15 protein-coding genes and 1 rRNA gene are annotated in these 16,993 nt (G+C 75.4%); 13 read left to right on the forward strand and 3 right to left on the reverse strand.

Translation table 11 applies throughout. From position 1 onward, the window contains the following. The 3 genes from rrf to ABZ457_RS25545 all read left to right on the forward strand — a co-directional run. Nucleotides 1-91: ribosomal RNA gene (rrf, locus tag ABZ457_RS25535) — 5S ribosomal RNA — on the forward strand; the annotation flags it as partial. 218 nt (nucleotides 92-309) lie between these two features. Next, complete coding sequence (locus tag ABZ457_RS25540; RefSeq protein ID WP_359161522.1) at nucleotides 310-1,602, forward strand: hypothetical protein; 1,293 nt, start codon at nucleotides 310-312, stop codon at nucleotides 1,600-1,602. Continuing rightward, nucleotides 1,524-2,324: a hypothetical protein gene (locus ABZ457_RS25545; protein ID WP_359161525.1), complete on the forward strand. Its 801-nt coding sequence runs from the start codon at nucleotides 1,524-1,526 to the stop codon at nucleotides 2,322-2,324. The genes ABZ457_RS25540 and ABZ457_RS25545 overlap by 79 nt, the downstream gene beginning before the upstream one ends. Before the next feature lie 102 nt (nucleotides 2,325-2,426). On the opposite strand, the gene ABZ457_RS25550 is transcribed toward ABZ457_RS25545, so the two are convergent. Next, nucleotides 2,427-3,719, reverse strand: coding sequence for a DUF1015 domain-containing protein (locus tag ABZ457_RS25550; RefSeq protein WP_359161528.1), 1,293 nt, complete (start codon nucleotides 3,717-3,719; stop codon nucleotides 2,427-2,429). A 91-nt stretch (nucleotides 3,720-3,810) separates the two neighbouring features. Between ABZ457_RS25550 and ABZ457_RS25555 the strand changes: the two genes are divergently transcribed. The 4 genes from ABZ457_RS25555 to ABZ457_RS25570 all read left to right on the forward strand — a co-directional run bounded on the left by ABZ457_RS25555 (nucleotide 3,811) and on the right by ABZ457_RS25570 (nucleotide 7,998). Beyond that, the gene (locus tag ABZ457_RS25555) at nucleotides 3,811-4,839 is read left to right on the forward strand and encodes an HAD-IIA family hydrolase (protein WP_359161531.1); all 1,029 of its coding nucleotides are present in this window, start codon (nucleotides 3,811-3,813) and stop codon (nucleotides 4,837-4,839) included. A 224-nt stretch (nucleotides 4,840-5,063) separates the two neighbouring features. Then, entirely contained in the window at nucleotides 5,064-6,023 is a 960-nt protein-coding gene (locus tag ABZ457_RS25560) for an iron chelate uptake ABC transporter family permease subunit (RefSeq protein WP_359161630.1), read from the forward strand. Nucleotides 6,024-6,136: 113 nt separating this feature from the next. Beyond that, the gene (locus ABZ457_RS25565) at nucleotides 6,137-7,126 is read left to right on the forward strand and encodes an iron chelate uptake ABC transporter family permease subunit (RefSeq protein ID WP_359161633.1); all 990 of its coding nucleotides are present in this window, start codon (nucleotides 6,137-6,139) and stop codon (nucleotides 7,124-7,126) included. A 68-nt stretch (nucleotides 7,127-7,194) separates the two neighbouring features. Continuing rightward, nucleotides 7,195-7,998: an ABC transporter ATP-binding protein gene (locus tag ABZ457_RS25570; RefSeq protein WP_359161534.1), complete on the forward strand. Its 804-nt coding sequence runs from the start codon at nucleotides 7,195-7,197 to the stop codon at nucleotides 7,996-7,998. Between the two features lie 63 nt (nucleotides 7,999-8,061). Here the strand turns inward: ABZ457_RS25570 and ABZ457_RS25575 are convergent, their stop codons facing one another. Next, nucleotides 8,062-8,409, reverse strand: a complete 348-nt coding sequence (locus tag ABZ457_RS25575) for an alkyl sulfatase C-terminal domain-containing protein (protein ID WP_359161537.1) — start codon at nucleotides 8,407-8,409, stop codon at nucleotides 8,062-8,064. A gap of 42 nt (nucleotides 8,410-8,451) precedes the next feature. Between ABZ457_RS25575 and ABZ457_RS25580 the strand changes: the two genes are divergently transcribed. From ABZ457_RS25580 to ABZ457_RS25600, 5 genes are all read left to right on the forward strand, one after another. Then, nucleotides 8,452-8,916 carry a hypothetical protein gene (locus ABZ457_RS25580; RefSeq protein ID WP_359161541.1) on the forward strand — a complete coding sequence of 155 codons (465 nt, stop codon included), beginning with the start codon at nucleotides 8,452-8,454 and terminating at the stop codon, nucleotides 8,914-8,916. A 7-nt stretch (nucleotides 8,917-8,923) separates the two neighbouring features. Beyond that, nucleotides 8,924-9,739, forward strand: a complete 816-nt coding sequence (locus tag ABZ457_RS25585; protein WP_359161544.1) for a TlyA family RNA methyltransferase — start codon at nucleotides 8,924-8,926, stop codon at nucleotides 9,737-9,739. Beyond that, nucleotides 9,736-10,668, forward strand: coding sequence for an NAD kinase (locus ABZ457_RS25590; RefSeq protein ID WP_359161547.1), 933 nt, complete (start codon nucleotides 9,736-9,738; stop codon nucleotides 10,666-10,668). The genes ABZ457_RS25585 and ABZ457_RS25590 overlap by 4 nt, the downstream gene beginning before the upstream one ends. Nucleotides 10,669-10,791: 123 nt before the next feature. Further along, entirely contained in the window at nucleotides 10,792-12,537 is a 1,746-nt protein-coding gene (gene recN / locus ABZ457_RS25595; protein ID WP_359161550.1) for a DNA repair protein RecN, read from the forward strand. Between the two features lie 164 nt (nucleotides 12,538-12,701). Then, nucleotides 12,702-13,784, forward strand: a complete 1,083-nt coding sequence (locus ABZ457_RS25600; RefSeq protein WP_359161553.1) for a glycosyltransferase family 4 protein — start codon at nucleotides 12,702-12,704, stop codon at nucleotides 13,782-13,784. Between the two features lie 6 nt (nucleotides 13,785-13,790). Here ABZ457_RS25600 and ABZ457_RS25605 read toward each other — a convergent pair whose 3' ends face one another. After that, nucleotides 13,791-15,419 (reverse strand): PucR family transcriptional regulator, encoded by a 1,629-nt coding sequence (locus ABZ457_RS25605; RefSeq protein ID WP_359161556.1) that lies wholly within the window; start codon nucleotides 15,417-15,419, stop codon nucleotides 13,791-13,793. A gap of 192 nt (nucleotides 15,420-15,611) precedes the next feature. On the opposite strand from ABZ457_RS25605, the gene glsA reads away from it, so the two are divergent. Next, a complete protein-coding gene (glsA, locus tag ABZ457_RS25610) occupies nucleotides 15,612-16,970 on the forward strand; it encodes a glutaminase A (RefSeq protein WP_359161559.1) in 1,359 nt (452 codons plus the stop codon). Nucleotides 16,971-16,993 lie beyond the last annotated feature (23 nt).

Below are 16,993 nucleotides of genomic sequence, written 5' to 3' on the forward strand. Positions count from 1 at the left end.
GCCCGGTTACATTCCGAACCCGGAAGCTAAGCCTTTCAGCGCCGATGGTACTGCAGGGGGGACCCTGTGGGAGAGTAGGACACCGCCGAACAATCTTTCAGGGACCCGTGGTCCAGCGTTCACGCTGGACCACGGGTCCTTTTTGTTTTTCATGCACCGGAGCGCGACCGATCGTCGGCTGCGCGAGAATGACTTGTGGTACCCCCAAGACAGGAGTCACACCGATGACCGCCAACTCACCCGACGACCGCCCGGATCGCGAACCGCGACGCAGGGACGGTGGTGACAGGGGCGGCTTCCGCGGCGGTCGTGACGACCGCGACCGTGGTCCTCGCCGCGACGGAGACCGTGGCGGTTTCCGTGGTCCGCGTCGCGAGGACGACCGTGGTGGGTACCGCGGTCCCCGCGACCGGGACCGTGACGACCGGCCGCAGCGCGACGACCGTGGTGGCTACGGCGGCCGGCGCGACGACCGCCCCTCCGGTGGCGGCTTCCGCCGTGACGACCGCGACCGTGACCGGGACCGGCGCGATGACCGTGACCGTGGTCCGCGTCGTGACGACGACCGGGGCGGCTACCGTGGCCCGCGCCGCGAGGACGACCGTGGTGGTCGCCCCGGTGGCGGTGGCTATGGACGCCGTGACGACGACCGCGGCGGCTACCGGGGTTCGCGTGACCGTGACGACCGGCCGCAGCGTGACGACCGTGGCGGCTTCGGCCGTCGTGACGACCGTCCCGCCGGTGGCGGCTTCCGCCGGGACGACCGAGGCGGACGCCCCGGTGGCGGCTACGGCGGCCGGCGTGACGACCGCCCGTCCGGCGGTGGCTACGGCCGTGACGACCGTGACCGGCGTGACGACCGCGATCGTGGCCCGCGTCGTGACGACGACCGCGGCGGCTTCCGCGGCCCGCGCCGCGAGGACGACCGCGGTGGCTACCGCGCCCCGCGCCGCGAGGACGACCGTGGCGGGTACCGTCCTGCCCCCCGGCGGGACGACGACCGGGGTGGCTACGGTGGCCGGCGCGACGAGCGCCCGTCGGGCGGCGGCTTCCGCCGTGACGACCGCGACCGGGACCGCGACCGGCGTGACGACCGTGACCGTGGCCCGCGTCGCGAGGACGACCGGGGCGGTTACCGCGGCCCCCGTGACCGCGATGACCGTGGCGGCTTCGGCCGGCGCGACGACCGCCCCTCCGGTGGCGGCTTCCGCCGTGACGACCGCGACCGGGACCGTGACCGCGACCGGCGCGATGACCGCGACCGCGGCCCCCGCCGTGACGACCGCCCCTCCGGCGGGGGTTACGGGCGCCGCGACGACCGCGACCGTGGCCCTCGTCGTGACGACGACCGTGGCGGGTACCGCGGCCGTGGCCGGGACGACCGCCAGGGCGGCGGTGGGTACGGCCGGCGCGACGACCGCCGTGACGACCGGCGGGACGACCGGCGGGACCGTCCCGACCGGGAGCCCGTCAAGCGGCTGCCGATCCCGGACGACGTCACCGGCGACGAGATCGACAAGGACGTGCGCCAGGAGCTCCAGAGCCTGCCCAAGGGCCTCGCGGAGGACGTCGCGCGGAACCTCGTCATGGTCGCCAACCTGATCGACGAGGACCCCGAGCGGGCGTACGAGTACTCCCGCGTCGCCCTCCGGCTCGCGTCCCGCGTCGCCGCCGTGCGCGAGGCCGCCGGCTTCGCCGCGTACGCCACGCAGAAGTACTCCGAGGCGCTGGCCGAGTTCCGGGCCGCGCGGCGGATGACCGGGAGCGTCGAGCTGTGGCCCGTGATGGCCGACTGCGAGCGCGGTCTCGGCCGTCCGGAGAAGGCGCTGGCGATGGCCGGTGAGCCCGAGGTGCAGAAGCTGGACAAGGCGGGCCAGGTCGAGATGCGGCTCGTCGCCGCCGGTGCGCGCCGGGACATGGACCAGCTCGACGCCGCGATCGTCACCCTGCAGAGCCCCGAGCTGGCCTCGAACTCCGTGCAGCCCTGGACGGCCCGCCTGCGGTACGCCTACGCCGACGCCCTGCTCGCCGCGGGCCGTGAGGACGAGGCGCGTGAGTGGTTCGCCAAGGCGCTGGAGGCGGACAAGGACGGCACGACCGACGCGTCCGACCGGCTCGCCGAGATGGACGGCGTCGAGTTCGTGGACGTGATGGACGACGAGCACGACCACGCGGCGGAGAACGAGGACGAGGACGAGGACGCGGCCGAGCCCACGGCTCCCGCCCCGTCGAGCCCCGTCGAGCAGCCCGCCGTCGAACAGGCCCCCGCCGAGGAGCCCGACGCGGAGCAGGAGCCCGACGCGGACCGCAAGGCCGCCGAGTAGCACCGACCGGCACACGCAGACCGGCACACACACAAGGGCGGGACCCCGGCACCGGGGTCCCGCCCTTCGTGTATGTACGCCCGCCCCGCCCCGGGCCGTACCTCAGTCCAGCGCAAGACTCCGCAGCACCAGCCCCGTCGCCGGCTTCGGCCCGAACGACGTGGACTTGCGCGGCATCGTGACCCCCGCCCGGGCCAGGTCGCGGACGACCTCCTCACGGACCGGGTGCATCAGCACCGCCGTGCCGCCGCCGCGTTCCGCCTTGGCCACGGCCGAGGGGGCGTCGTGGATGTACGCGATGTCCGCCGGGCCGTCCGGGATGCGCCACACCTGGTCCAGCAGGGTCGCGTGCAGGACCGTCGCGTCCAGGGAGCGCCAGGCGTCCGGCGGCCCCGAGGGCACGGTGCGGGCGAGGAGGCGCGGGTCGGGCCGGTCCACCAGGTGGAAGCGGCCGTCGCCCGTGAGCAGGAAGGCGTTCCCGTCGGCCGCCGCGTCCCCGAGGACGGTGAGGGCGTCGGGCAGGGGTGTGTCTTCGTCGAGGGTGCGGACGCGCCAGGAGCCGGCCAGGGCGCCGAGGGCGGCGGGCACCGGGAGGCGGTGCAGGACCCGGTGGATGGCCCGGACCTGGAGCGGGTGGCGGACGGTGTCGATGAGGAGGACCAGGCCCAGGTTCCAGGGGCCCGGGTCGCCGTCGGTGTGCTCCGCGCGCAGGCGGAGGTAGGTCGCCCAGCGGTGGTGGCCGTCGGCGATCAGGGCCTGATGGCTGCTGAGTTCCTGCTGGACGCGGGCGATGCCGTCCGGGTCGGTGACCGCCCAGAGGCGGTGCTCGAAGCCGTCCTCCGTGGTGGTGGCGAGCAGCGGGGGCCGCTCCGTGGCCGCGTCGATCGCCGCCGCCGCGGCCGAACGGCCCTCGTCGCCGCGGTAGGTGAGGAGCAGGGGCTCCAGGTTGGCGGCGGTGCTGCGCATCAGGGCGGCCCGGTCGGCGACCACGTCCGCCATCACGTCCTCGTGCGGCAGGACGACGCCCTCGGATGGTTCGGAGAGGGCGAGCGCCCCGATGATGCCCCGCTGGAGCAGTTCGCCCCTGCGCTGCTCGTACACGTACAGGGCGGGTTCGGGGTCGGCGGCGAGGACGCCCTCGGCGACCCAGCGGGCCAGGGTCTCGGCCGCCTGACGGTTGCGTTCCGCGGCGGAGCCGGCCTGCGGCAGGATGAGCCGGACGATGTTGTGCGGGTCGGCCGACTCCAGGTGGTGCAGTCCGTCCGGCCGGACGACGACGTCGTACGGGGGCGAGGTCACCGCGGCAAGGCTGCCCACCCGCTCGGGGACGTAGCGCAGTCCGCGGAACGGGAAGAGGTGCAGGCCACCGTTGGCCGCAGGACCTTCGTTGTTCATCAGGGCATCGTATGCGGGGCGGGCGATGCGGGATGATCGGGGGAGCGGTCCCGGCCAGGGGCCCGGCAGCGGACGAAGGAGCGGTTCACCGATGAGTCAGCAGGGCATCCACCGGCCGGCCGGCAGCGCCACCGCGCTGCACCAGGCGTACGACACCGCCCTGCTGGACCTCGACGGAGTGGTGTACGCGGGCGGCGCGGCGATCGCGCACGCGGTGGTGTCCCTGGAGGCGGCCCGCGCCCAGGGCATGCACCTCGCCTATGTGACCAACAACGCCCTGCGCACCCCGGACGCCGTGGCCGGTCATCTGACCGAACTGGGCATCCCCACCGGCGCGGACGACGTGATCACCTCGGCGCAGGCGGTGGCCCGGCTGATCGCCGAGCAGGTGCCCGCCGGGTCGCGGATCCTGGTGATCGGCGGTGAGGGGCTGCGGGTGGCGCTGCGTGAACGCGGTCTGGAGCCGGTGGAGTCGGCGGAGGACGACCCGGCGGCCGTGGTGCAGGGGTACGGCGGTCCCGATCTGGCCTGGGGCCGTTTCGCCGAGGCGTGCTACGCCGTCGCGCGCGGGGTGCCCTGGTACGCCTCCAACACGGACCTGACGATCCCCGGGGCGCGCGGTATCGCGCCGGGCAACGGGGCGGCCGTGGAGGTGGTGCGCATCGCGACCGGGGCCGAGCCGCAGGTCGCGGGGAAGCCGCTGCCGCCGCTGCACCGCGAGACGATCCTGCGCACCGGCGCCGAGCGTCCGCTGGTCGTCGGCGACCGGCTGGACACGGACATCGAGGGCGCGTTCAACGGGGGAGTGGACTCCCTGCTGGTGCTCACCGGGGTGACGGACGCGGCGCGGCTGCTGGCCGCCGAGCCGCGCCACCGGCCCACCTATGTCGACGCCGACCTGCGCGGGCTGCTGACCCCGCAGCCCGAGGTGACCGTCGCCGACGGGGTGTTCCGCTGCGGCGGCTGGAGCGCCTCGGCGCAGGGGGACGCGCTGGTGCTGGACGGGGACGGCGGGCCGCTGGACGGTCTGCGCGCGCTGTGCGGGGCGGCCTGGACGCGTGCCGGGGACGGCGCCTGCGGTCTCGATGCGGGGAAGGCGCTGGCCCGGCTGGGTCTCTGAGCGGCGGTCCCGGCCTCCGGGGGAGGGCTACCGGCCGCAAGGCGCCCCCCCGAGGGGGAGGGCTACCGGCCCCGGGGGAGAGCGGGGAACCCTGAATTCCGCAGGTGGGCAGGCTAGGCTAACCTAACCGCGTGCTGGTCGAGAGTCCCCCCAAAGAGAACGCGGTGCCGCCCGCCGCGTCCGCCACGGCGAAGCGGCACGCCCTGCGGGCCGCCGGGCTCGTGCTGTCCGTCGTCGTCCTGGTACTGATCTGCGTCGCGAGTATCGCCGTCGGCGCGAAGTCGGTCCCGGTCTCCGAGGTGTGGGACGGTCTGTTCCACAACACGGGGACGGGCAACGACGTGATCATCCGGGACGTCCGGGTACCGCGCACCCTGCTCGGGCTGGTGGTCGGCGCGGCCCTCGGCCTGTCCGGCGCGGTGATGCAGGCCCTCACCCGCAACCCGCTCGCCGAGCCGGGCCTGCTGGGGGTGAACGCGGGGGCCGCGGCCGCCGTCGTCTCCGCGATCAGCTTCCTCGGCGTCACCTCCCTCACCGGCTACATCTGGTTCGCGTTCGCCGGTGCGGCGGCCGTGTCCGCCGCCGTCTACGTCCTCGGCGGCAGCCGCAGCGCCACCCCGGTCCGTCTCGCGCTGGCCGGTACCGCCGCGACGGCCGCCCTGTACGGCTACATCAACGCGGTGCAGCTGCTGGACTCGGCGGCGCTGGAGCGGCTGCGGTTCTGGACCGTGGGCTCCCTGGCCTCGGCCGACATGGACACCGTCGTGAAGATCCTGCCGTTCATCGGCACCGGTCTGTTCCTCGCGCTGCTGCTGGCGCGGCCGCTGAACGCGATGGAGATGGGCGACGACACCGCCCGGGCGCTGGGCGCGCACCTGAACCGCACCCGCGTCCTGTCGATGCTCGCCGTGACCCTGCTGTGCGGGGCGGCGACGGCGGCCTGCGGGCCGATCATCTTCGTCGGGCTGATGATCCCGCACGTGGTCCGCGCGATCACCGGCCCGGACATGCGCTGGATCCTGCCGTACGCGGTGGTCCTCGCCCCGGTGCTGCTGCTCGGCGCGGACGTCATCGGCCGCGTGATCACCCGGCCCTCCGAACTCCAGGTCGGCATCGTCACCGCACTCGTCGGCGGGCCGGTCTTCATCCACCTCGTCCGCCGCAAGAGGATGGCCCAGCTGTGACGGCCCTGAAGACGCCAGACCGCGAGACGCCGGCCCCGAAGTCCCCCGCCGCGACCGGGAGTTCCACCCGGACGGTGAAGGCGCTGCGCGCGCCGGGCGGGTTCTCGCTGCGCATGGACGCGCGGGCCGCGCTGGCCGTGCTGCTGCTCGCCGTCGCCGCGGCGGCCGCCGCCGTGCTGCTGATCGGCAGCGGCGACTTCCCGATGTCCTTCGGCGAGGTCGTGGCGACCCTGCTCGGCGACGGGACCGCCGCCCAGGAGTTCATCGTCCAGGACCTGCGGCTGCCTCGGGTGCTGGTCGCCGCACTCGTCGGCGCCTCCCTCGCGCTGAGCGGCGCGATCTTCCAGTCGCTCTCCCGCAATCCGCTGGGGAGCCCGGACGTGATCGGTTTCGGCCAGGGCGCCTGCGTCGGCGCGCTCATCGTGATCGTCCTCTTCGGCGGCAACTCCCTCGCCGTCTCCGGCGGCGCGGTGGCCGGCGGTCTGCTGACCGGCACCCTCGTCTATCTGCTGGCGTGGAAGCGGGGGGTGCACGGATTCCGGCTCGTCCTCGTCGGCATCGGTATCGCGGCCATGCTCACGGCCGTCATCCACTATCTGATCACCAAGGCCGATCTGGTCGACGCGACCCGGGCCACGCTGTGGATGACCGGCTCCCTCGACGGCCGCGACTGGGCCCAGGTCTGGCCGCTGGTCGTGCTGGGCGCGGTCCTCGGGCCGGTGACGCTGGCCCACGGGCGTCCGCTGCGGATGCTGGAGATGGGCGACGACGCCGCGTACGCGCTGGGCGTGCCGGTGGAGCGCACCCGGATCGTGCTGATGGGCTCGGGCGTGCTGTTCATCGCGGTCGCCACCGCCGCGGCCGGGCCCATCGCCTTCGTCGCCCTCAGCGCGCCCCAGCTCGCCCGCCGGCTCACCCGGGCGCCCGGCCCCAACCTGGCCGCCGCCGCGGTGATGGGCGCCGCGCTGCTGCTGGTCGCCGACTGGATCGCCACCAACGTCTTCGCGGACCGGCAGCTCCCGGTCGGCGTGGTCACCGGTGTCCTCGGCGGCGTCTATCTGCTCTGGCTGCTCGTCACCGAACGCAAGGCGGGACGGCTGTGACCCCGCCGAACACCCCGCCCGCCCCGTCCCCCGCGCAGAACCCCCGGCACCCCAGGAGTACGACCAGCATGCAGCGCCTCACCGCGGAAGAGGTCACCCTCGCGTACGACCAGCGGGTCATCGCCGAGAACCTGTCGGTGGAGATACCGGACAACTCCTTCACCGTGATCGTCGGCCCCAACGCCTGCGGCAAGTCCACCCTGCTGCGGGCCCTCTCGCGGATGCTCAAGCCGTCGCAGGGGCGGGTGCTGCTGGACGGGCAGTCGATCCACTCCCAGCCCGCGAAGAAGGTCGCGCGGACCCTCGGGCTGCTGCCCCAGTCGTCCATCGCCCCGGACGGGATCACCGTCGCCGACCTGGTGGCCCGCGGCCGGTACCCGCACCAGGGGCTGCTGCGCCAGTGGTCGCCCGAGGACGAGCGGATCGTGCAGGAGTCGATGGCGGCGACGGGCGTCGAGCAGCTCGGCGACCGCTATGTGGACGAGCTCTCCGGCGGCCAGCGCCAGCGCGTGTGGATCGCGATGGCCCTCGCGCAGCAGACGCCGCTGCTGCTGCTGGACGAGCCGACGACCTTCCTCGACATCCAGCACCAGCTGGAGGTCCTCGACCTCTGTGCCGAACTGCACGAGGCGCAGGGCCGGACCCTGGTCGCCGTCCTCCACGACCTCAACCAGGCGGCCCGCTACGCCACCCACCTCATCGCGCTCCGCGACGGCCGGGTGGTCGCGGAGGGCGCGCCCGGCGAGGTGGTCACGGCGGAGCTGGTCGAGCAGGTCTTCCAGGTGAAGAGCCAGGTCATCGCGGACCCGGAGTCGGGCACCCCGCTGGTGGTGCCGTTCGCCCGGAAGCGCGGGGCGGCGAAGGTTCTCTGAGCCGGGCGCGGGGCCGCGCCGGGCCGCCTGCCGGGCGCGGACGGGCGCGGGAGGGGCGGGCGGTTACAGCAGGGAGCGCAGCCGCAGCAGATCGCGGACGCCCGCCTCCAGGCGGACCCGGCCGGAGGCCCACGCCTTGGCGAAGTTCAGCTCCCCGTCGACCAGGGCCACCAGGTCGTCGCCGCTCATCGCCAGCCGGATCTGCGCCTTCTCGCGCGGCGGGCCCTCGTGCCGGCCGGACACCTCGATCCGGCCGTTCCGCAGCCGGCCGGTGAAGGTGGTGTCCAGGTCGGTGACATGGCAGCTCAGGGAGCGGTCCAGCGCGGTCGCGCCGCGTACGCCGTCGTCCGCCTTCGCCAGATTGTCCGAGAGTCTGTCGAGTGCGTCGCGGCACTCCTGCGTGGTGGCCATCGTGATCGACGGTACCGCAGGGCTTCGCGGTAGCGTCTGGGCATGACCGACGCGACATCCGGCCCCGTCCCCGGGCCTGTTCCCGGGCCCGTCCCCGGCCCCCCGCGCGGGCCTGTTCCCGGGCCCACCGGACCGGCCGCGGACCCGGGCCCCGGCACCGCGTCCGACGGCGGTCCCGCCGCGCCCGCCCCGGCCGCCGCCGGACCGGACGCGCCGCCGGTCGTCCCCGCGACCGAGCCCGCCGCCCCCGCCCCCCTCGGCGTCCCCCGCACCCCCACCGGGAACGCCGGCGTGGACGCCCTGCTGGACCGGCTGGCCGACGCCGACCACCTCGCCGCCGACGGCCACACCGAGGTGTACGAGGATGTCCACCGGGGGCTGCGCGACGCGCTGACCGCGCTCGACGCGCCGTCCGGCCCGCAGTCCCCGCAGCCCGGCCCGCCGGGCCGCCCGTCCGGTCTGCCGCACCACCGGCAGGACCACCGCCAGCACGACCACAGGAGCTGAACCGACCGTGGCAGGAGTCGCCCGACGCCGTCTCGACGCCGAGCTGGTACGCCGGAAACTCGCGCGCTCGCGCGAGCACGCCGCCCAGCTGATCTCCGCGGGCCGGGTCACCGTCGGGGGCAACACCGCGGCCAAGTCCGCCACCCAGGTCGAGACGAGCGCCGCGATCGTCGTCGCCGGCGACGACAGCGACCCCGACTACGTCTCCCGCGGCGGCCACAAGCTCGCCGGCGCCCTGGCCGCCTTCACCCCGCTCGGCCTCGCCGTGGAGGGGCGCCGGGCGCTGGACGCGGGCGCGTCCACCGGCGGCTTCACCGACGTGCTGCTGCGCGCGGGCGCCGCCCACGTGGTCGCCGTGGACGTCGGCTACGGCCAGCTCGCCTGGTCGCTGCAGAGCGATGAACGCGTGACGGTCAAGGACCGTACCAACGTGCGTGAACTGACGACGGACGCGATCGACGGAGTGCCGGTGGACCTGGTGGTGGGCGATCTGTCCTTCATCCCGCTCGGCCTCGTCCTGCCCGCCCTCGTCGGCTGCACAGCCCCCGGCGCCGACCTCGTCCTGATGGTCAAGCCGCAGTTCGAGGTCGGCAAGGACCGCCTCGGCAGCGGAGGCGTCGTGCGCAGCCCCGAGCTGCGCGCCGAGGCCGTGCGAGGCGTGGCCGCCCGGGCGGCGGAACTGGGACTCGGAGTGCGCGGTGTGACCGCCAGTCCGCTGCCCGGGCCGTCCGGCAACGTCGAGTACTTTCTGTGGCTTCGGGCCGGGGCGCCCGAACTCGATCCGGCGGACGTCGACCGCGCAGTGGCGGAGGGACCTCGTTGACCACGACAGAAGCAGCAACGACACCGGAACGCGCACCGGAACGCACGGTCTTCCTGCTCGCGCACACCGGCCGGCCGGCCGCGATCCGCAGCGCCGAGCTGGTCGTGCAGGGCCTGCTCCGCAGCGGGCTGGGCGTGCGGGTACTGGAGGCGGAGGCGGCCGACCTGCCGCTCCCCGGCAGTGTGGAGACCGTCCCCGACGCCACCCCGAAGGTGCTCGACGGCTGCGAACTGCTCATCGTCCTCGGCGGCGACGGCACCCTGCTGCGCGGCGCCGAGTTCTCCCGCGCCTCCGGGGTGCCGATGCTCGGGGTGAACCTGGGGCGCGTCGGCTTCCTCGCCGAGGCGGAGCGGGACGACCTGGACAAGGTCGTCGACCGGGTCGTCAGCCGCGCCTACGAGGTCGAGGAGCGGATGACCCTCGACGTGGTCGTGCACAGCAACGGCGACATCGTGCACCGGGACTGGGCCCTCAACGAGGCCGCCGTCCAGAAGGTCTCGCCCGAGCGGATCCTGGAGGTCGTCCTGGAGATCGACGGCCGCCCGGTGACCGGCTTCGGCTGCGACGGCATCGTCTGCGCCACCCCGACCGGCTCGACCGCGTACGCCTTCTCCGCCGGCGGGCCCGTGGTGTGGCCCGAGGTGGAGGCGCTGCTGATGGTGCCGATCAGCGCCCACGCGCTGTTCGCCAAGCCGCTGGTGACCTCCCCGACGTCCACCCTGGCGGTGGAGGTGCAGCCGCACACCCCGCACGGCGTGCTCTGGTGCGACGGGCGGCGGACGGTGGAGCTGCCGTCGGGAGCGCGGGTCGTCGTCCGGCGCGGCGCGGTCCCGGTCCGCCTCGCCAGGCTGCACCACGCCTCCTTCACGGACCGGCTGGTCGCCAAGTTCGCGCTCCCGGTGTCGGGTTGGCGCGGCGCGCCGCACTGAGCACCCCGCGCGGACGGACCCCGCGACCGCTCCCGTGAGCGGCCGACGGGGGCCCGGTGCGCTCGGGAGAGTGAACGGAGGGCCGGGGTCCGTCGCGTTCCGCCCGGGAAACCTCGTATGGTCATGGGCGTGCTTGAGGAGATGCGGATACGGTCGCTCGGAGTCATCGACGACGCGGTCGTCGAGCTGTCACCGGGATTCACCGCGGTGACCGGCGAGACGGGCGCGGGCAAGACGATGGTCGTCACGAGCCTCGGGCTGCTGCTCGGCGGGCGCGCGGACCCGGCGCTGGTGCGGATCGGCGCCAAGGCCGCGGTCGTCGAGGGGCGGGTGCGGGTGCCCGCGGGCGGCCCGGCCGCGCTGCGCGCCGAGGAGGCCGGGGCCGAGCTGGACGAGGGCTCGCTGCTGATCAGCCGGACGGTGTCCGCCGAGGGGCGCTCCCGCGCCCACCTCGGCGGCCGGTCCGTGCCCGTCGGCATGCTGTCCGAACTGTCCGACGAACTCGTGGCGGTGCACGGGCAGACCGACCAGCAGGGCCTGCTGCGGCCCGCCCGGCAGCGCGAGGCCCTGGACCGGTACGCGGGGGAGGCCGTCACCCGGCCGCTCGCCGCGTACACGAGCGCGTACCGGCGTCTGCGGGCCGTCGCCGCCGAACTGGATGAGCTGACCACCCGGGCGCGGGAACGCGCCCAGGAGGCGGATCTGCTGCGCTTCGGGCTGGACGAGATCGCCGCCGTGGAGCCGCGCGCGGGCGAGGACGTGGAGCTGGCCGCCGAGGCGGAACGGCTCGGCCACGCGGAGGCCCTGGCCTCCGCCGCCGCCCTCGCCCACGCGGCCCTCGCCGGCAACCCGGAGGACCCGGAGGGCGTCGACGCGACCACCCTGGTCGCCGGCGCCGGCCGCGCCCTGGAGGCGGTCCGCGCCCACGACCCGGCCCTCGCGGCCCTCGCCGACCGGATGGGCGAGATCTCCATCCTCCTCGGCGACGTGGCGGGCGAACTCGCCGGATACGCGGACGACCTGGACGCCGACCCGCTGCGGCTGGCCGCCGTCGAGGAGCGCCGCGCCGCGCTCACCCAGCTCACCCGCAAGTACGGCGAGGACGTCGCCGCGGTCCTCGCCTGGGCGGAGGACGGCACCGCCCGGCTCGGCGAGCTGGACGGGGACGACGACCGGATCGGCGAACTGACCGCCGAGCGGGACACCCTGCGCACCGAACTCTCCGGTCTGGCCCAGGCGTTGACCGACGCGCGGACCGAGGCCGCCGCCCGGTTCGCCGGGGCGGTCACCGAGGAGCTGGCCTCCCTGGCGATGCCGCACGCGCGGGTGTCCTTCGCGATCCGGCAGACCGAGACGGCCGACGAGGGCGCGGGCGTCGAGGTCGGCGGCCGGAACGTGACCTGCGGGCCGCACGGCGCCGACGAGGTGGAACTCCTGCTCGCGCCCCACCCCGGGGCCCCGCCCCGGCCGATCGCCAAGGGCGCCTCCGGCGGTGAGCTGTCCCGGGTGATGCTCGCCGTGGAGGTCGTCTTCGCGGGCACCGACCCGGTGCCGACGTACCTCTTCGACGAGGTGGACGCGGGCGTCGGCGGCAAGGCGGCGGTCGAGATCGGGCGGCGGCTGGCGAAGCTGGCGCGCACCGCGCAGGTCGTGGTGGTGACCCATCTGCCGCAGGTGGCGGCCTTCGCGGACCGGCAGTTGCTGGTGGAGAAGACCAACGACGGCTCGGTGACCCGGTCCGGGGTCACCGTCCTGGAGGGCGAGGACCGGGTGCGCGAGCTGTCCCGGATGCTGGCCGGCCAGGAGGACTCCGAGACGGCCCGGGCGCACGCGGAGGAACTGCTGGCCACGGCCCGCGCGGACGGCTGACCCGGCTCTCCGGGGGGCGGCCGGTCGGCGTCCGCCCCCGGAGTTCCCGTACGCGGGTGGTTTCACCCTTGTGGGTGATACGCGGAGCCGAGTTGGGGCGCGGGACACGGGAAGGACGTCTCATCGGTGCCGGAACGTGCGTACGGACTGGCATCCTTGGGCGCGTGACACAGCTCCGTACGGTCCAGGTACTGGGCGGCGGCAGCGCGGGCAGCAGCGCTCACGTCAGGTCGCTCGCGTCCGGGTTGGCGGCCAGAGGGGTGCGGGTGACCGTCTGCGCCCCCGCCGAACTCGACCGCGAACACGACTTCATCGGCGCGGGGGCGCACTTCGTGCCCGTACCCCGGCGCAACGACCCCGCCGGGGTGGCCGCCCTGCGCAACGCCTGCATCGGCGCGGACCTCGTGCACGCGCACGGCCTGTACGCCGGCGTGCGCGCCGCGCTCGCCCTGTCGGCCGCGCCCGCGCACACCCCCTTCGTCACCACCTGGCACGCCCGCCGCCCTGTCGACGGGCCGCGCGGCGGCCTGGTGCGGCTGCTGGAGCGACGGACGGCCCGCGCCGCGACCGTCGTCCTGGGCACCTGCACCGAACTCGTCGACCGGGCCCGCCGCCGGGGCGCCCGGGACGCCCGCCTCGCCCCCGTGACCGTGCCGGTGCGCCATGCGCCGGTGTGCCTCCAGGACGGCAAGGTCCGCGCCGAACTGGGCGCCGTGGAGCGGCCGTTGCTGGTCACCGTCGCCCCGCTCACCGGCGGGAAGGGGTACGGCCCGCTGCTGGACGCGGCACGCCACTGGCGCGGGCTCGACCCCCAGCCGCTGCTCGTGGTCGTCGGCGAGGGGCCCGAGCGGGCCGCGCTCGGGCGGCGGATCGCGGCGGAGGACCTGCCGGTCCGGCTGCTCGGCGACCGGGACGACGTACCCGTCCTGCTGGCCGCCGCGGACGTGGCCCTCCTCCCGTCCCGCTGGGAGGCCCGCCCCCTCGTCGCCCAGGAGGCCCTGCGCCTCGGGGTGCCGCTGGTGGCGACCGCCGTCGGCGGAGTACCGGAACTGGTCGGCGAGGCGGCCGAGTTGGTCCCCTACGGCGACGTCCCCGCCCTCGCCGGCGTGGTGGAACGCCTGCTCGCGGACCCCGACCGCCGCTCCGACCTGGCCTCGGCCGGGCGCGTCCAGGCGGCCGGCTGGCCGACCGAGGACGACACCGTCGCCCATGTGCTGAGGATCTACGACGAGCTCACGGGAGCCTGAGGCACGTCACGGGCGCGGGGTGTGGCGGCGGGCCCGCAGCGCCAGGGAGAGGGAGAGGACCGCCTCCGGGTCGTCCAGGTCCGTGCCCAGCAGATCGCCGATCCGGGCCAGCCGGTTGTAGAGGGTCTGCCGGTTGAGGTGCAGCTCGCGGGCGGTCTCCGCCTTGCGGCCCGCGTGCGCGAGATAGGTCTCCAGGGTCGGCAGCAGCGCCGGGCGGGAGGCCGCGTCATGGGCGCGCAGCGGGCCGATCGCCCGCTCCACGAAGGCCGCCAGGTCCGGGTGGTCCCGCAGCCGCCACAGCAGCAGGTCGATGTCCAGGCGGCGGGCGTCGTACCAGGGCCGGTCGGTCAGGCCCTCCGCCGCCGTCGCCGTCTCCACCGCGTGCCGCAGCCCCGCCGCCGTCGCCGCCCAGGCCCCCGCGACACCGACCACCACGACCGGCGGATGCCCGCCCGGCCGGTCCAGGCCCGCCCGTTCCGCACCGGCGCGCAGGGCCGCCGCCACCTTGTCGGCGGTCGCGGCGCGCTCCGGCTCGGCCCGCAGGGCGACCAGCACCGGCACCCGGCCCTCGACCGGCCGCACCCCCACCAGCACTGGCACGCCCACCGAGGACAGCTCCTCCCCGACGACCCGGGCCAGCAGCGCCCAGTTCCCCGACGGGGCCTGCTCCGGGGCCAGCCGCATCACCACGGGCAGCACCGGCCCGTCCCCGGGCTTGAAGCCGAGGACCCGGGCCTGCGCGGGCGCGTCCTCGGGGGAGATCCGGCCCTCCGCGAGATCGGTCAGGAAGTCGCCCCGCCCACGCGCCGCCAGCTCCTCCTCCTGACGGGCCTGCATCAGCACCACCGCCAGGATCGCGGCGGCCCGCTCCGCCGCCATCCGGTGCACCGGCGACAGCGGCCCGGCCACCGCGAGGAGCACCAGCCGGGCCCGCACCGAACCGGCCCCGGGCCCGCCGCCCGGCACGTCCACCAGCACGGCCCCCGTCGGCGGGCCCGACTCCCGCGCGGCCCGCCCGCCACGCAGCCCCTCCCAGACCTGGAGCGGGTCGGCGGGGGCGGACTCGGTGTCGGCGGCGTACAGCAGCTGGCCGTCGGGGGTCTCCAGGAACACCGGGTTGCCGGTGAAGTCGGAGAGGATCCGCAGCACCTGCGGCACCCCGCCGCCGCCCAGCAGGGCCTGGGTGCACTGGCGGTGGACCTCCTCCGCGCGGCGCAGCAGGGCGTAGTGGTGGTTGACGATCTCGGTGTGCACCTCCTCCGTCACGGAGACGAAGGGGACCTCGCGGTGGAGCTGCACCAGCGGCAGCCCGGCGGCCCGGGCGGTGTCCACGAGGGTCGCCGGCAGCCGGGAGAACCGGGGGCCCAGCTCGACCACCAGGGCGGCGATGCCCCGGTCGGCGAGCTGCCGCACGAAGGCGCGCTGCTCGGCGGGCCGGGCGCCGAGCCCCAGCCCGGTCGTCAGCAGCAGCTCCCCGCCCTTGAGCAGGGAGGCGATGTTCGGGACCTCACCGGCGTGCACCCAGCGCACGGTCCGCTGCAGCCGGTCGGCGCCCGCGACGACCTCCGGGAGCCCGGCCCGCAGCCCCGGCAGTTCAAGGGCCCGCTGCACGGTGATCCCGCCCTGGTTGTCCATGCTGCCGGACGCTACCCGGGCCGGTGAACACGGCGCCACCGGCCCGGCCCGCGAGCGGGCAGCGGCCTGCCCGGCGGGTCACCCGCCCGGCCGCCTTCGGCTGTGGCCGCCGCGGAGCCGTCCTTACAGTGAGCACGGCCGGGCCGGCCACCGGCCCAGGGGGCGTCCGGGAACGGAAGGCGCGAGGCGTTCATGGATTCGGTGACGGAATCTCTCAGGGAACTCCACGCGCGCATCGGCGCGCTGAGCGGCGGCGAGGTCGCCTCCTACATCCCCAAGCTCGCCCAGGCCGACCCGGACGACTTCGGGATCGCCCTCACCAGCATGGCCGGCCGCCGCTACCAGGCGGGGAAGTCCGACACCCTCTTCACCATCCAGTCGGTCTCCAAGCCCTTCGTCTACGCCCTGGCCCTGAGCGACCTGGGGCCCGAGGAGATGCTGCGACGGGTCGGCGCGGAGCCGAGCGGTGAGGCGTTCAACGCCATCAGCCTGGAGCCGGGCACCGGGCGGCCCGCCAACCCGATGGTCAACGCCGGCGCGGTCGCCACCACCGCCCTGGTGAAGGCCGCCGACCCCGCGGCGCGCTCCGCCCGCATCCTGGACCGGCTCTCGGCCTTCGCCGGCCGCCGCCTGGACTACGACGAGGAGGTGTACGCCTCCGAGGCCGCCAGCGGCGACCGCAACCGCGCGCTCGCCTATCTGATGCGCTCCGCCGGATCGCTGGAGGACGACCCCTACTCCGTGACCGACACCTACTTCCGCCAGTGCTCGGTCCGCGTCACCGCCGCCGACCTGGCGGTCATGGCCGCGACCCTGGCCACGGGCGGCCGCAACCCGGTCACCGGCGAACGCGTCGTCGCCCAGGACGTCGCGGTGCGCACCCTGGCGATCATGGCCACCTGCGGGATGTACGACGGCGCGGGGCAGTGGCTGCTGAACGTCGGTCTGCCGGCCAAGAGCGGGGTCGCCGGCGGGCTGATCGCGGTCAGTCCGGGCCGTTTCGGCGTCGCCCTCTACAGCCCGCCGCTGGACGCGGAGGGCAATTCGGTGCGGGGCGTGGCCGCCCTCACCGAGATGTCCGAACGCTTCGCCCTGCACCTGATGCAGGTCCCGGTCCATCTGACGGCCACCGTCACCGACACCGTCGACGCGGCCCGCTCCTCCCGCGCCCGCGACCCCGAGCGGGCCGCGGCCCTGGACCGCGACCCGCGGCGGATCGTCGTGGTCGGCGCCCAGGGCGATCTGGAGTTCACCGAGACCGAGCAGCTCCTGAACGCGGTGGAGGAGGCCGTCCCCGCCGAACCCGGCGGGCTGGTCCTGGACCTCACGGCGGTCACCGTCATCACCGCGGGCCCCGCCACGATGCTCTCCGCCACCCTCGCGGACCTCGAACGACAGGGCCACCGCGTCGCCGTCGCCGTCCAGGAACCGTTCCTGGCGCAGGCCGACGGCCACCCCGGGGCCTGGCTGCGCACCCGCGACGACGCCGTGGCCTGGTGCGAGGAGCAGTTCCTCGCCGACACCGACACCGACGGCCCCGCCGACGCCTGACCCGGCCGGCTTCCTCGCCGACG

The sequence above is a fragment of the Streptomyces sp. NPDC005805 genome (genome assembly GCF_040630445.1).
Taxonomy (GTDB): Bacteria; Actinomycetota; Actinomycetes; order Streptomycetales; family Streptomycetaceae; genus Streptomyces.

Bases quoted from the DNA above. Each gene is read 5' to 3' on its own strand.
- ABZ457_RS25550 (WP_359161528.1), bottom strand. From the start codon at position 3,719: ATGAACAACGAAGGTCCTGCGGCCAACGGTGGCCTGCACCTCTTCCCG.
- ABZ457_RS25555 (WP_359161531.1), top strand. From the start codon at position 3,811: ATGAGTCAGCAGGGCATCCACCGGCCGGCCGGCAGCGCCACCGCGCTG.
- ABZ457_RS25565 (WP_359161633.1), top strand. From the start codon at position 6,137: ATGGACGCGCGGGCCGCGCTGGCCGTGCTGCTGCTCGCCGTCGCCGCG.
- ABZ457_RS25570 (WP_359161534.1), top strand. From the start codon at position 7,195: ATGCAGCGCCTCACCGCGGAAGAGGTCACCCTCGCGTACGACCAGCGG.
- ABZ457_RS25575 (WP_359161537.1), bottom strand. From the start codon at position 8,409: ATGGCCACCACGCAGGAGTGCCGCGACGCACTCGACAGACTCTCGGAC.
- ABZ457_RS25580 (WP_359161541.1), top strand. From the start codon at position 8,452: ATGACCGACGCGACATCCGGCCCCGTCCCCGGGCCTGTTCCCGGGCCC.
- recN (WP_359161550.1), top strand. From the start codon at position 10,792: ATGGGCGTGCTTGAGGAGATGCGGATACGGTCGCTCGGAGTCATCGAC.
- ABZ457_RS25605 (WP_359161556.1), bottom strand. From the start codon at position 15,419: ATGGACAACCAGGGCGGGATCACCGTGCAGCGGGCCCTTGAACTGCCG.
- glsA (WP_359161559.1), top strand. From the start codon at position 15,612: ATGGATTCGGTGACGGAATCTCTCAGGGAACTCCACGCGCGCATCGGC.